Origin of the sequence: Paenibacillus sp. FSL H8-0537 (genome assembly GCF_038051995.1) — a bacterium.
In the GTDB taxonomy this organism is placed as follows: domain Bacteria; phylum Bacillota; class Bacilli; order Paenibacillales; family Paenibacillaceae; genus Pristimantibacillus.
The window spans coordinates 2777446-2791358 of the sequence record NZ_CP150290.1 but is presented as its reverse complement, the minus strand read 5'-3'; the positions used below and the strand labels follow the sequence as shown (position 1 = coordinate 2791358).

The 13913-nt window shown below is 50.7% G+C and carries 14 protein-coding genes; 4 read left to right on the top strand and 10 right to left on the bottom strand.

Translation table 11 applies throughout. The features are described from left to right. Nucleotides 1–15: 15 nt before the first annotated feature. From MHB80_RS11750 to MHB80_RS11740, 3 genes are read right to left on the bottom strand one after another with little or no spacing between them, the layout of a single operon-like run. The gene (locus MHB80_RS11750; protein WP_341282307.1) at nucleotides 16–456 is read right to left on the bottom strand and encodes a CoA-binding protein; all 441 of its coding nucleotides are present in this window, start codon (nucleotides 454–456) and stop codon (nucleotides 16–18) included. Nucleotides 457–505: 49 nt separating this feature from the next. Beyond that, nucleotides 506–1801 carry a 3-phosphoshikimate 1-carboxyvinyltransferase gene (gene aroA / locus MHB80_RS11745; RefSeq protein WP_341282306.1) on the bottom strand — a complete coding sequence of 432 codons (1296 nt, stop codon included), beginning with the start codon at nucleotides 1799–1801 and terminating at the stop codon, nucleotides 506–508. Then, nucleotides 1802–2329 carry a shikimate kinase gene (locus MHB80_RS11740; RefSeq protein WP_341282305.1) on the bottom strand — a complete coding sequence of 176 codons (528 nt, stop codon included), beginning with the start codon at nucleotides 2327–2329 and terminating at the stop codon, nucleotides 1802–1804. It lies immediately after the preceding gene. Between the two features lie 138 nt (nucleotides 2330–2467). On the opposite strand from MHB80_RS11740, the gene MHB80_RS11735 reads away from it, so the two are divergent. Continuing rightward, nucleotides 2468–2791, top strand: a complete 324-nt coding sequence (locus MHB80_RS11735; protein ID WP_341282304.1) for a hypothetical protein — start codon at nucleotides 2468–2470, stop codon at nucleotides 2789–2791. A 27-nt stretch (nucleotides 2792–2818) separates the two neighbouring features. On the opposite strand, the gene gndA is transcribed toward MHB80_RS11735, so the two are convergent. The 7 genes from gndA to MHB80_RS11700 form a co-directional block, all read right to left on the bottom strand. Then, complete coding sequence (gndA, locus tag MHB80_RS11730) at nucleotides 2819–4231, bottom strand: NADP-dependent phosphogluconate dehydrogenase (protein ID WP_341282303.1); 1413 nt, start codon at nucleotides 4229–4231, stop codon at nucleotides 2819–2821. Nucleotides 4232–4522: 291 nt separating this feature from the next. Further along, on the bottom strand, nucleotides 4523–5119 hold the full coding sequence (locus MHB80_RS11725; RefSeq protein ID WP_341282302.1) for a hypothetical protein: 597 nt from the start codon (nucleotides 5117–5119) through the stop codon (nucleotides 4523–4525). A gap of 240 nt (nucleotides 5120–5359) precedes the next feature. Continuing rightward, nucleotides 5360–7081 (bottom strand): DUF4179 domain-containing protein, encoded by a 1722-nt coding sequence (locus tag MHB80_RS11720; protein ID WP_341282301.1) that lies wholly within the window; start codon nucleotides 7079–7081, stop codon nucleotides 5360–5362. After that, nucleotides 7035–7592, bottom strand: coding sequence for an RNA polymerase sigma factor (locus tag MHB80_RS11715; protein WP_341282300.1), 558 nt, complete (start codon nucleotides 7590–7592; stop codon nucleotides 7035–7037). Before MHB80_RS11715 ends, MHB80_RS11720 begins: the two co-directional genes overlap by 47 nt. Nucleotides 7593–7814: 222 nt before the next feature. Then, nucleotides 7815–8966 (bottom strand): ABC transporter permease, encoded by a 1152-nt coding sequence (locus MHB80_RS11710; RefSeq protein ID WP_341282299.1) that lies wholly within the window; start codon nucleotides 8964–8966, stop codon nucleotides 7815–7817. Next, the gene (locus MHB80_RS11705; protein ID WP_341282298.1) at nucleotides 8959–10119 is read right to left on the bottom strand and encodes an ABC transporter permease; all 1161 of its coding nucleotides are present in this window, start codon (nucleotides 10117–10119) and stop codon (nucleotides 8959–8961) included. Before MHB80_RS11705 ends, MHB80_RS11710 begins: the two co-directional genes overlap by 8 nt. 13 nt (nucleotides 10120–10132) lie before the next feature. After that, the gene (locus MHB80_RS11700) at nucleotides 10133–11077 is read right to left on the bottom strand and encodes an ABC transporter ATP-binding protein (RefSeq protein WP_341282297.1); all 945 of its coding nucleotides are present in this window, start codon (nucleotides 11075–11077) and stop codon (nucleotides 10133–10135) included. Nucleotides 11078–11304: 227 nt separating this feature from the next. Here MHB80_RS11700 and MHB80_RS11695 point away from each other — a divergent pair, with 227 nt between their 5' ends. The 3 genes from MHB80_RS11695 to MHB80_RS11685 are packed head-to-tail and all read left to right on the top strand — an operon-like array spanning nucleotide 11305 to nucleotide 13852. Continuing rightward, the gene (locus tag MHB80_RS11695; RefSeq protein ID WP_341282296.1) at nucleotides 11305–12474 is read left to right on the top strand and encodes a sensor histidine kinase; all 1170 of its coding nucleotides are present in this window, start codon (nucleotides 11305–11307) and stop codon (nucleotides 12472–12474) included. 15 nt (nucleotides 12475–12489) lie between these two features. Then, the gene (locus tag MHB80_RS11690) at nucleotides 12490–13185 is read left to right on the top strand and encodes a response regulator transcription factor (RefSeq protein WP_341282295.1); all 696 of its coding nucleotides are present in this window, start codon (nucleotides 12490–12492) and stop codon (nucleotides 13183–13185) included. Nucleotides 13186–13189: 4 nt separating this feature from the next. After that, on the top strand, nucleotides 13190–13852 hold the full coding sequence (locus MHB80_RS11685) for a DUF1054 domain-containing protein (protein WP_341282294.1): 663 nt from the start codon (nucleotides 13190–13192) through the stop codon (nucleotides 13850–13852). Nucleotides 13853–13913 lie beyond the last annotated feature (61 nt).

The window sequence follows — 13913 nt, the reverse complement described above, 5'->3', positions numbered from 1 at the left end:
GGTTTTTTATTACAGTCAGGTTTTGGATTTTCCTTGTGGGAGCAAAATCGAATCTTCTACCTTAATGCAGCGGTCCATAATCACTTGCAATCCACCAGCTTCAGCAATGCTCGCCGCTTCATCATTAGCTATGCCAAGCTGGAGCCATAAAATTTTCGCACCAATGGCAACGGCTTCCTCCGCGACTTGCGGGGTCTGCTCGCTGCGTCTGAAAACATTGACGATGTCCACTTTAAACGGAATATCACTTAACGTCTCATAGCGGGTTTCACCCAAAATTTCTGCCGCCTTCGCAGCTGGATTAACCGGAATGATGCGATAGCCTTTAGCCTGCATCGCCTGCGATACCATGTAGGAGACACGGTCAGGCTTGTCAGACAAGCCGACCACTGCTACAGTAGCGCTTTGCTCAAGCAGCTGCTTAATTTCCTCGCGTGATGGATTTTCAAATGCCATATGAACCGCTCCTCCCTTATTCCACCTATTTATTTCTTCTACCTCAAGTTTATTCTACCCACTCTACGTTCGCACCAAGCGCCTTCAAATGGTCAAAATAAATCGGGTAAGACTTCGCCACATGGTGCGCGTCACGAATTCGAATCGGCTGCTTCGAGCGCAGTCCGACAATCGAGAGTGCCATAATGACGCGGTGGTCATAATGCGCATTAATCTCGACGCCGCCTTCAACGCCTTCTGGACGTCCGTGGACGATAATTTCACTTTGACGCTCTTCTACATTCGCTCCCGCCTTGCGAAGCTCGTTCAAGTAGTCGGTAATGCGGTCGCATTCCTTATATCGCAAATTTTCAACATCATAGAAACGCGAGGTGCCTTCTGCAAATACAGCTGCTGCTACCATCGCCAGCACCGCATCCGTCGCTTGGTCGCCGTCGAACTCAATGGCTTTCAGCTTGCCGTTGCCCTTGACATGAACAATATCATTGTCATGAGTAAGCGGCACTTCCATCATGCGAAGCACATCCACGATCGCACGCTCGCCCTGCTTGCTTTTCTCAGCGAGACGGTGCACGATAACATCCGATTGCGTCACTGCCGCAGCCGCGAGAATCGCTGCCGAACCTGGATAATCTCCCTGTACGATATAGGTTTTCGCTTCGTAGCTTTGGCCGCCTGGAATGCGATAGCTCATCAAATCCTCGCTCGCATGAATGACGATGCCCGCTTGCTCCAGCACCTCCAGCGTTTGTCCAACAACAACCTTGGATTTCAAATCATTCAGCACTTCAATTTCACTGTCCTCTGCAAGCAGCGGAGTCAGAAACAGCAAGGCGCTCAAAAATTGCGAGCTGACAGCGCCGGACACTTGAATTTTGCCGCCCTTCGCTTGTCCACCCTTAATCGTGATCGGCAGCTTGCCTTCATTATGGGACACTTGCACGCCAATTTGCCCAAGCGCATCAATTAAATCACTGTGGGGGCGTTTGCCTAGCGAATCCGGATAACGGTTTACAAACGTCACATCCGGGCAGAGCGATGCGATAGCCATCAAGAAACGCAGAACAGCTCCCGCATTGCCTACATCCAGCTCCTTTACATCCTTTGGACTGCGGCCAAAGCCGGTTATAACGATTTTCTCTTCGTCCTCTTCTACAACAGCACCCAAATCGCGAATACAGCGGCGCATCGCATCGCTGTCCTCACTGTGAGCGGGATAATAAATCGTGCTCGTGCCTTCAGCAAGAGCCGCAACAAGCAAATAGCGGGTCGTATAATTTTTCGAGGAAAGCGCTTGAATTTCCCCGCTTAGCTTAGGTGTTGGCGTAACTAAAACATCTGTCATTTATTTTGTCTCCCTTGTCTGTAATATAGTTGCGCATACAGCATGCACATTGAGCGATGTCGTATCCAGCACAAGATGCGCAAAATCGTAAGCGTGCCTGCGCTGCTCCATAATCCGATTCACATTCGCGGCAACGTCGCCTTGCAGCAGCGGCCTTGACGAATCGGACTGCACCCTCGCAATAATCTGCTCGGCGCTAGCCTTGAGCGCGACAACGAGACTCCCACTCAGCATCGCCTCACGATTGGCTTCACGCAAAACAGCGCCTCCACCTGTCGCAATAATAGCTGGCTCCTTGCGGCTTAGCAGCTCTTGAATCATGCCGCTCTCCAAATCACGAAAGCCTGCTTCTCCGATTTCCGCAAACAGCTCTGCGACCCGCTTGCCCTGCGAGCGTTCGATTTCCTCATCGGTATCGAATCTTGCATATCCGAGCTGCTCGGCCAGCAGGCGGCTGACGGTCGATTTCCCTGTTCCCATAAAGCCTACCAGCACAATTTTGCCGTGGCGGCCTGCCTCCTGATTCATTCTCTAGTGCCCCCATCAAATTAGTGTATCCTATTAATTTCTTCAACCATCATATCATTTTTTGCAGCGAATCGGGTATAAAAAAGTTCGTTTTGCCGTATCGTTGATAATAATTAGAACGATAGGAGGGCTGCCGTCATGACCAATGATCGTGAACACTCAGCCGCACAGAAGGCGGAATTGCGTATTAGCCGTATTTTAAACCCCAATCATCCGCTTTCCCGCGAAGATGTCATCTGGATGCTCGAATATATTAAAAAAAAGGTGGCTGACGATGATCCTGGTTTAACAGGTTTGTCGCAGCCACGATTGATGCGTAATTTTCATTGCTTTGCTGAAGCGGCCATGAGCCTCATTCATCGCGGACGCGCTTCCGACCAGGAAGCCGATCGTTTGCGGAGCTGGCTGAAGGAAGCGTCCCACGGTTTAATCGCAGCAAAAAGGAGCGAGCCGCACGAATAATGCCGCTCGCTCCTCTTAAGGTCTCGATTAAGATTGAATCCAGTTATAGTGGAATGTGCCTTCTTTGTCCAGACGCTTGAACGTATGTGCGCCGAAGTAGTCGCGTTGTGCTTGAAGCAGGTTCGCTGGAAGACGCTCTGTACGGTAGCTGTCAAAGTAAGCAAGCGCACTTGCGAATGCCGGAACTGGCGTACCGTTTGCTACAGCTACGGAAACCACTTCACGCCATGCGCCTTGGTACGATTCAACGATTTCCTTGAAGTAAGGATCAAGCAGCAGGTTGCGCAGATCCGCATCGCGGTTGTAAGCATCTGTAATGTTTTGCAGGAAGCGGGCACGGATAATGCAGCCGCCGCGGAAGATTTTCGCGATTTCGCCGTATTGCAGGTTCCAATTATATTCATCGGAAGCTGCACGCATTTGAGCAAAACCTTGCGCATAAGAGCAAATTTTACTTGCAAACAAGGCTTTGCGTACGGATTCGATGAATGCCGCTCTGTCGCCTTGGAATGGTTGTTTTGCAGGACCGCTAAGCACTTTGCTTGCTGCTACGCGCTCTTCCTTCATTGCGGACAGGAAGCGGGTAAATACGGATTCCGTAATGATCGAAAGAGGAACGCCCAAATCGAGCGAGCTTTGGCTTGTCCATTTGCCAGTACCTTTTTGACCAGCGGAGTCCAAAATCACATCTACCATCGGCTTGCCTGTTTCTTCATCGTATTTCGAGAAGATGTCGGTTGTAATTTCAATCAGGTAGCTGTCCAGCTCGCCTTTGTTCCACTCGCTGAAAATGCTGTGCAGCTCTTCAACGCTAACGTCAAGCACGTTTTTGAGCAGATCGTAAGCTTCGCAGATCAGCTGCATGTCGCCGTACTCGATGCCGTTATGCACCATTTTTACATAGTGGCCTGCGCCGTCTGGTCCAATGTATGTGCAGCAAGCGTCGTCGCCGACTTTTGCCGAAATAGCTGTAAGGATTGGCTCAACCAGCTTGTAAGCTGACTCTTGTCCGCCTGGCATGATGGAAGGGCCTTTCAGTGCGCCCTCTTCGCCGCCGGATACGCCCGTGCCGATGAAGCGGATGCCTTTATCTTCAAGCGCTTTGGAACGGCGCTGTGTGTCAGGGAAATAAGCGTTGCCGCCGTCGATAATGATGTCGCCTTTGTCCAGATGCGGCAACAGGGAGTCAATTGTAGCATCAGTACCCGCGCCTGCTTGTACCATGATAAGGATTTTGCGCGGCACTTCAAGCGATTGTACGAACTCTTCCACTGTATAAGCAGCAACGAGATTCTTGCCTGCTGCTTCCTGGATCAGGTCGTCCGTTTTCTCGCGGGAACGGTTAAATACCGACACCGTAAAGCCTCTGCTTTCAATATTAAGGGCCAAATTTTTGCCCATGACTGCCAAGCCAATTACACCGATTTGCTGTTTAGACATCTGGTTCTTCCATCCTTTGTTATTGTATTTGGGTCAACAATAGCTCTATTTTACTCCTTTTGTGCAGAGAAGAAAACTAGTAGGGTTTAAAAATATAACCAAAACACCATCAGTTTTATTGACCGCTTTAGAAAGTTTACCTTATATTGCGCCAGAATGCGACCTTCCACTAGCTAACGGCGTTGCCATTCTGAATATATTTTAAGAAAAAATAAAAAAAACGGGAATAACCGCAGTGGCTAATCCCGCTTTATCTATTTTGTACAACCTTTGTTCTGAAATAGACGACGTTTACAATTCAAGTTGCAGCATTTCCAGCCGCAGCTCGCCAAGCTTTGCTTTTGACGAAAGGACAGCAGCCTCATCCTCAGCTCCCAGTGCTTCATGCAGAACGGATAGCTCGTAATCAAGCTCATAGCGCAGCACCGGAACGCGCTCCTCTGCTCGTTTGGATTGAAAAGCTTTGATCATTTCTTCCATGGTGACAAGCGGCTTCTTCTGATAAATAATCCGATGTTCCATACCGGACACCTCCACAAGTCGTATAATCTCACCGAACATAATGCTCTCAATGACGATTTGACGATCCTTCATTCGCTTGACCACCGCATGACCTCTGGAATCATTAATGAGCTTTTCCAGCAGCTCCGACAACCTCTCGTCCCGGATTACATAGTCTCCCACCATCTTGTAGCTATCCTTCATCCGCTGAAACTTAAGCTTCACCAGCTTGCGGCCTGTTCGAATCGAGATGAGAAACTGGACCTCCGTTTCGCTCCAATACAAGGAGTACCCTTCCTGAATGAGATCGCGGATGAGATTTTGGATTTGCCGCCGTTCAAATCGCAGCTCCAAATTGCAATACTCGACTTCGTGGCTCTTATTCACGGCAATCCCTCCTTCAAAACTGTGTCGTAACACCTTTCACAAATTTGACTAAATGTTCTGACAATTTGTTCTTGTTTCTATCTTATACTCCATCCTATGTTCTGGCAACTTGGTTTATTGACTAATTTTAATGCAAAAGCTGATTTTGGGCAAAAAAATAATACAAGCCGCCCAAATTGGGCGGCTTGCAGCAAGCGCTGGATGCGCTCGAACTAATCTTTTTGGAGCATCTTATCGTTTTTATGGCAGCAGCGGCGTGCGCAGCTCCTTATCCGGTGCATCCGTCGTGTAGTAATAGATGGACAAATCAAGGCTGTCTCCCTCATAGTTCCGGTAAACCTCTGTCGAGCTGTTAATGCCGTCGCCGGAGAAATTAGCGGTTAGTATTTCGCTAGGCACGCTGTCTCTCCCTTTTCCACGGAACGTCTGGTTGACACCGCCGAACGTTTTGTCGTCGCTTTCGTTTTGGATGAACACATCTGAACCTTTACGGTAATAGGTCCACTTAACTGGATAGCCGCCTACTTCCGTCGTCATGTACTGCTTCTCTTCCTTTATATCGCTCAAATGAATGACTGCATCTTTGTCTGTATGCGTTGTTACCTCATAGCTTTGAATGAGCGTAATCGGGGTCTGCTCCGAAATAACAAGTCCCTGCGGACGCTCAAACCGTATAGCATTGTTATAAGGTTCACTGCCTCCCCAAAGGTAACCTTCTAACAATGTTCCTCCAACATCGAGCTTATAATTTTGGAAAGGGTACTGCATATATTTTTGCTCATGGCTTGTTGTAAGCCTGATTTGGGTTGGCGTAATGACAATCTGATCGATTTTAAAGCTATTTTGCTGCAAATCAATCGGCACCTGAACGTCACGTTTAATCGTGCCGGAAAGCATCTGCTGCTTGTCCAGCTCAAGCGGTATGCTCCACCCTCCGTCAATTTGTCCTTCTTCACGGGCATAGCTGAGGCTATAGGTAAAATCGCTGCTCGTTAAATCACTCAGCTTAAAATATTGCAGCATCGTATATTCACCATTAGGCCCCGGCTTCCCAAATGTCCCGCTGCGGCTTGTTTTAACGAGACTGTCCCCGCTCTTAATTGTTAACTCTGGGAACGCATAACCCTTTACAGTTTCATCTGTAAAGCTGAGCGCGGAGGAAAGCAAAACCTCATCCCCATTTTGCTTGAAAAGCTGGACCTCCAGCTTGCCCATCCCATCCTGATCCAAATTAAAGCGTTGTATGCTATCGCTAGTTAGGTCCAGCTCTATTGGGATGGCGGCGTTCGAAATAAAGCTTGCCCCCGACGCCGAAAAATCCACCTGATCCACCAGCTGCTCTGGCGTCCATTCCGTCTCGAAATAACCACGGTATGAATGGCTGGCCTCATCCCAGCCTCTCATCGAATAGCTGCCTTCAATCGCTTTCCCCTTTGAATCCGTCAATCGCATATCTGAAAAGGATAAATAACCGTCCTCTCCGCCGGCTGGAGCGAGACTGTAAAGCAATACTGTACGGTTGTCATCAACAACCGCCGTATGAATCGTAAAGATCGCGCCGTCCTGTACGGCCGACTTCTCCATTTTTTGTCCCATGCCTTGAGCAAGAGCCGATTGAATGCCGCTTCTGCCATTCAACAGATGAACCCAATCTAGTTGATAGGCAAAAACAGGAGTCGCCGCAACTAATGCAATTGCCGCCGCAATCACTAGACCACGCCTCAGGCTGCGCGGCTTCTTCAACAGGCGCACCGCTTCGCGTCCCGATGCTTCCGCACCGCTGCCCTGCTGCGAGCTTGCTCCGCTAACTTGAAAACCTGCTGTTCCGACTGCCTCCTTGCTGCTGGCAGCAGCTTCAACGCCTGCATGCCCAATTCGCTGCCACATCGCCTCAAAATCAGGATAGGCTGGCGGTTCAGCTTTTTTCAAGCGCTGAATCATTTCGTTCTCTGATGGTTTCATAATGCATGCCTCCTTGTTCATAATTACCGTCTTTGGCCTCCAGCGACTGCTTCATCAGCTTTAACCCTTTGTGCAGCCGCGACTTCACCGTGCCTACAGGAATACCTAGAATGTCCGCTATTTCTGGCATTGTCTGCTCCTGCATATAGCGCAGCGCTATTACCGTGCGGATTTTCAGCGGCAGCTGCTCCACGAGCCTGCTGTATTCTTGATGCGCTTCCCGCTTCTCGACCACCTGCTCCACCGTTTCCGGTTGTCTGCGCGACAGCCAGCCGCTTAAGCTTTCTTTCAGCCTCCCGTTTTTGGAGCGGCGGATTGCATTTAGACAGGAATTAACTGTCAAACGCAGCAGCCACGCTTTCAGCTGCTCAACCTGCCGCCATTCCTTGCGGAATGCCGTCACGAACACTTCCTGGCATATATCTTCCGCGTCCGCTGCATTTCGGAGCATATAGTAGCACGTTTTATAGACGTCCTTGTTATATTGCTCAAACAGCTCTCTTTCCGTCATAACCCGCTTTCCCTCCTCTCGCTCTTGCCATGTACACCCTATAAACAATTAACGGAGTCAAAAGGTTCACTTATCGCTCCTTATTTTTATACCGCTCGATTTTCAGGCATTCTCGGCAACAAGTCGACGCAAAAATAGCGCAAGCACTCCCCACCAGCAGCTGCGCCAGTGAGCAAGTACATGCACTATTGTAAACGATTCAATAGGGAAGCTGAATGCTCATTATTGATGACTTGGACGAAGCACAGCTGCTCCGAAAATAAGCAGGATGACGGCGAACAGCATTAAAATCAGAATCGGCTGGGCAATATCTATGAGCCCGCCACCTATGCTCAGTCGGTCAATGGCCAGCAGCGCCCATTTTTGCGGCATAAAATTGGCCAGCTTCTGCAAAAAATCCGGCATCATCGATAGCGGAAAAAAACAGCCGCTGATCATCGAGGTAGGCGTGACTATGAGCAAATTGATTTGACTCAGCTGATGGGCATTTCGCACGAGTCCCCCAACTGCCGTCATAACGCCTATTGCCGCCAGCATAAAGCATTCCAATACGAAAAGCATAGCCCCGAAGGAAACGCCTGGCGAATATCCAAACACAAAATAAGTCAGCGAAAGCACCAGCACAAGCTGAATGGTACCCACTATTATGCTGCCTAAATAATTGCCTAAAGCAATATCAAGGGCGCGAAGCGGCGCTGTATACATGCGCTGCATCGTCCGCATTTCACGATCCTCCATAATGAAGCCGACAGACTGGCTGACCAGCAGCATGAGAAAAAGCAAAATCGACCCAATCATAATCGGATTGGCAGCAACTACACCTAGCTTCATAGGAGTATGTTGCGCGCTGACCGCATGCCTCGCCTGCTGCTCCAGCAGCTCGCTAAGCTTCCCGGCATCGAGCGCAGCACCGCCAGAGGCCGATTGCAGCAATTCGACGGAAGCTGCCATACTGCGCGCCTGAGTCTCAAGCGAGGATAGCAGCGAGGCGTTCCACAACTGCTCCGTCCAGCGATATAGCACCGGCTGCGGCTGCTCGCCGGCAAGCAAACGCTCCGTAAAATCGGCTGGAATAAAAATCGCCGCATCTGCGTCACCAGTTGCAACAGCTTCCCTAACCAGCTTGCCCGTCGAATCTGTCTGCATTTTCACCTCATAAAGCGAGTCCTGATTGACAAGATCCAGCATGTAAGCGCCGAAAGCTCCTCGATCTGCATTGCTGACAGCAATAATTTCTTTATCCGCTTGCAGGCTGCTGAACAAACCAGCAATAACCGACAAGGCGATTGCAGGAAGCAGCACATTTAGAAAAAAGCCCCGGCGAGTGCCCATCGTTCTGCGAATGAGCTGCATCGCAATTGGCAGGCTACGCATGCTGCTTCACCACCTTAGGCAAGCGAATAATCGCAAAAATAGCCAGTACTGCGGCTATAGCCGCCAAAATACCGATATTTTGCCAAACGAGAACGCGGCTTGATCCATCCATCAGCCCACGCAGCGCCGCATTGGCCCAAAAATTAATATTCAGCTTGCTGATGAGACCCAGCTTATTCTGAACCATCGCAACCATACCCCCGCTTAAAAAAGTCATGCTGAAAATAAGCGTGTTAAACAGCGTCTGCATCGTTTTGACGGTTTTGACAAAAGAAGCTATCGTCAGCGCCAGGCCAGACCCCGCGATAATGGTCAGCAGTGAGATAAGGGCAATTCCCCAGTATGCCCCTCCCCAATCGACGCCGTAAACATACTTGGTAAAAACAATCATAATAATCGTCTGCATCACGCCGAGCAGCGCCGCTCCGCTAATAATGCCGGCTACAACCGCACTGAACGAGGCAGGGATGCCATACAAGCGCTGTAAGGTTCCTTCTCTTTTTTGCCGCAGCAGTGAAATGGCTCCTGTCATGCCGCCATACTGCAAAAACATGATCAAATAAGCGACAGAATAATATTGAATAGCCGATACAGAGCCGAAGGATTGATCCGATCCGCCGCCCAGCGTCTGTACTTCAACGAGTGCGGCGGCATCCGTCTGACGGTTATCCAGCGCGGATAAGCTTTCAGGCCCAAGCACCTTGAAGGCCGCCGCCTGCATGTTCACCTGAGACAGGTACGCACGAACGATAGAATGGGCCGCAATGTTTTTACTCCCGTCATGGCCTTCGAGAGTGTGCCAGCTAACGCTTTCTCCGGCTGCAAGCTTGTCGGAATAATCCGCAGGAATGATAACGCCGTAATCGGCCGTTCCATCCTGCACCTCTTCCCGCACCTGAGCCTCCGAGGAGAGGGCTATGGGACGGGCATATGGAAGGATGTCAGCCCCTTGCCAAAAAGCATCTATACCTTCTCGCATCGTCCCTTGATCGGCATTGTATACCGCCACCTTCGCCGGCTTGATTTCGCTGTCAAAAGCGCTGCCGAGCAAATAGATGAGCAGCAGCGGAAGAGCAGCGAGCACCACAAGCAGCGCGTGCATTCGACTCATTTTTATCCATTCATAGGTTAACGTAATCCACCATGTCCGCATGCTTTCGCACCTCCTATTCATCGCGCAGCGAGCGGCCGGTCAGTTGGAGGAACAACGACTCCAAATTCGGCTCGACGCGGGTCAGCTGGCGCAGCGTAATGCCGTGCTTTTGCAAAATAAACAGCAAATCCTGAAGGACGGAGGGCGAATCCTTCACGGTGACCTCAAGTCTCCGCTGACCATCCTGCTCGTCTATGTGCTTAACTGCTGGATGCTCGCCCATCTCCTTCGCCGCAGCCGGATGGGCCTGATCGACTTCGAAAATAATCCGCTCCTCCTGCCCAACCTGCTGCCTTAGCTGCTCCTTGCTGCCGCAGGCGATGAGCTTTCCTTTATCGACAATGCCGATTCTCGAGCAAATGGCATCTACTTCCTCCATATAATGGCTCGTGTAAATAATGGCCGAACCCAGACGGTTAAGCTCGCGCACCGACTCCAAAATATGATTGCGCGACTGCGGATCGATGCCAACCGTCGGCTCATCCATAATAATCAGCTTTGGGCGATGGGTAATCGCGCAAGCAATGTTAAGCCTGCGTTTCATGCCGCCCGAAAACGTTGACGGCTTGTCTTTTGCCCGCTCCAGCAGCCCGACAAATTGCAGCGACTCCTCCACCCGCTGCTTCAGCAGCTTGCCTCTGAGTCCATACAGCTTTGCGAAAAAGGATACATTTTCCCAAGCGGTAAGCATGTCGTAAATCGCCAGCTCCTGCGGCACTAGGCCAATGAGGCGCTTGACCTCCAGCGGCTGCTTGCGAATTGAAAATCCGCCTACCGTAATTTCGCCGCCGCTCAGAGGCAGCAGCCCCGAAAGCATATGGATCGAAGTGCTTTTCCCCGCTCCATTGGGCCCAAGCAGTCCGAATATCTCGCCTTCGCCAATATCAAAAGTCAAATGGTTGACGGTAATGGTGCTGTCATATTTTTTAACAACATCTTTAAATGTTACTAGGCTCATATAGCCCTCATCCTCCCTATTCATCATCTTGTGTCCATTATAAAACGCCGCTTGCAAGCATACAGCTCTACAAAGTCACAAAATGAAGGTGACGAAAGTCATATCATTAGCGCCTGCTGTATACAGTCGGTTTTTTGGCGATTATGCTATAATGACACGATAGGAATCAAAATGAAAAAACGCCTTAGGACGATAAAAGCCTATTGCGCTGCGGGAGCTAATCCGACATGAATGTACCGTTTCACTGGTTTCGAGGCCTATTGATTGCTGTACCCGCAGTCATCAGCGTATTCTCGATTTCAGCCGCAAGCTATGCCTTTTATACGATCGGCGTCTTAATAGCATTGTCCGTCATTAAACTAGATACGCTGTTTCCTAAATACGCGGTGCTGATTTTGTTTATGGAGCTGCTTGGCTTCGGATGGTTCTCCTATCATTATGGCGGCGTCTTGTTCCTGCTTCTCTTCTCTACTTTAATAGCAGCCTTAAGCACGAAGCCCTCAGCTGGCATGGCCGCAATATGGATCATGGCTGGAGGGGCATGCCTCTGGATCGCCATGCGCGAACTAGCGCCGAGCATGATAGCTGCTATGCTGCTGTTGTGGCTGACGATTGGGGCGGTGCTTCAGGCTACCCAGCAGGTAGAGGGCAAGCGAAGCCAAGTGGAGACGCTGTATGCAGCGCTTGCGCAAAGCCATGAGGAGCTGGAAGCCGCAAGGCGCCGCATGCAGAGCTATGCCTCGCAAATCGAGCAGTACGCGCAGACTGAAGAACGCAATCGCATTGCGCGAGACATACATGATGATCTCGGACATCGCTTAATCCGGGTGAAAATGATGTCCGAGGCCGCGCTGCATCTATTTCAGGCGGACCCTGCTCGCGCACAGACGATGGTCGGACAAATTCGCGACCAGCTGCAGGACAGCATGGAGCGGATGCGCCAAACCGTGCGCAGGCTCGCGGTGCCCAGCGAAGGAGACTCCAGGCAATATGCGCTGGACCGCCTCGTTAAAGATTCCGGCGAAGCGCTCGGCATTGCAGTCGCATTTGAGGTACAGGGAAATCCACTCCCTCTCTACCCGAGCATGGAATTTATTTTGTTCAAAAACGCGCAGGAAGCCATTACAAATGCGGTTCGCCACGGAGGCGCCACAATGGTAATGGTTACGCTGCTATTTCAACCGCACACCGTAGCCTTAACGATCGCCAACAATGGGGCTGTGCCCGAAGGGGCCATTACAGCAGGGCTTGGCATGCGCGGCATGCGGGAGCGTATATCATTAATCGGCGGAAAGCTGTCTTGGCAGGCGGAGGATAGCTTCAGCGTGACGACCGAGCTCCCGCTGCTAGGCGGCGCTAGCGGTGCTGACGAGAAACATGCATTTGTGAAAGGATAGGAGGAGGCCGCTGCTATGATTACCGTATTAATTGTAGATGACGATCCGTTTATTCGGGAAAGCATGCAGGTTATTTTGCAGCTCGACCCTGCGCTCCACGTGGCGGGAGTATGTGCCGACGGCAAGGCTGCAGCTGATTTTGTGCAAAGGACGAAGGTCGATGTCGTACTGATGGATATTCGCATGCCCGGCTGTGATGGCGTCGAAGGCACGAAGCTCATTCGGGCATTGGAGCAGCCCCCTGCCGTACTCATCCTGACCACCTTCGATGATGACGACTATATTGTGCAGGCAATTCGCTGCGGCGCTGGCGGCTATTTGCTGAAGAACGTACCGCCAAGCCGCATTATTAATGGCATTAAAACCGTTTTTGAAGGCTCGCTGCTCATTCATCCCGATATCGCCCGCAAGCTGGCGGGCATGATTACGATGCCAGACACAGAAGAAGCTGCATTGACCGAGCTTTCTCCGGAAGAGCAGACCAGCAGTGAGCTTGCGGCACGTTACAGCTTGACGCAGGCCGAGCAGCAAATTATTCGCCTCGTTGCCGAAGGGCAATCGAACAAGGAAATTGCCGCATCGCTTTTTTTGAGTGAAGGCACGATCAAAAACTACATTTCCGACATGCTTCACAAGCTGGGGCTGCGGGATCGTACGCAAATGGCGATTTTTTATTTGAAATTATCATTCATTCCAAGCAAGGAGAGATAAACGTATGAGCATAAATACGATAGCGAATAGCACGACCGAGCTTAAAGGCTTTACACAAGAGGATTTCGATGTGTTTCAGCTTCAGGGACTAGCGGAGCGGATGGCGGGAATCCAGGAAAAAATCCAGCCTAAGTTCCACGCCATTGGCGAGCGCTTGCGCATCGAGCTTTCCATGCAGGCAGGCGACGAAATGTTTTTGCACGTAGCAAAGCATGCCCGCCGCTCCGTAAATCCGCCTAAGGATACGTGGCTCGCGATTTGCAATAATAAGCGCGGCTATAAGGCGCATCCGCATTTTCAACTGGGCCTTTTTGACGATCATCTGTTTATATGGTTCGCCCTCATTTACGAGACGCCGAATAAATCCCGCATCGCCTCCGCTTACTTAAACGAGCTGGATGAGGTCATCGCGCAGGTTCCTTCCTCCTATGTCATTTCGCTGGATCATATGAAAAAGGAATCCGTGCCCGTCAGCGACATGACAGGCGAGCAATGGAAGCATGCTCTCGTCCGCTTCCGTGACGTGAAGAAGTCAGAGCTGCTCATCGGCCAGCATATTGCGGCCGACGACCCGATTTTGCGCGATGGCGAAGCGCTTGTGAAGCTTGCTTCCTCAACCTATGAATCGCTGCTGCCGCTGTATCGCCGCTCGCTCGTGCAGGAATAAGACACATAAAATATCGCATACGCAAAAAGCCGCTGCCCTTGTCACTTGCAAGGTGAGGCGG